The 229-nt window shown below is 37.1% G+C and carries 1 protein-coding gene; it reads left to right on the top strand.

Annotated features, from left to right (window positions below):
• Nucleotides 1–229: hypothetical protein (locus CH42_RS16585; RefSeq protein WP_162231080.1), on the top strand; the 229-nt coding region annotated here is incomplete at both ends.

The raw sequence follows: 229 nt of genomic DNA, 5'->3' as shown, positions 1-229 counted from the left end.
TTCCAAGTGAAACCAACAGCTCCAACTGTAACACCTCAAAATAATGGAGATGTGGTAGTTGCACATAAGAACAAGACAAATGTAACCAAATTAAGTTTCACATATACAAATGGTAGTGGTGCACAACAAACAGTTACTGCAACAAAAAATGGTAGTCGTTGGACATTAGACAACTCTTCAATAGATGGAGTAACGATTGATGAAAGTACAGGTGCAGTGACCATTAAAG

The sequence above is a fragment of the Leucobacter musarum subsp. musarum genome (genome assembly GCF_001273845.1).
In the GTDB taxonomy this organism is placed as follows: Bacteria; Actinomycetota; Actinomycetes; order Actinomycetales; family Microbacteriaceae; genus Leucobacter; species Leucobacter musarum.
The sequence above is the reverse complement of the archived record's forward strand: the minus strand, read 5'-3'. Positions and strand labels throughout refer to the sequence as shown.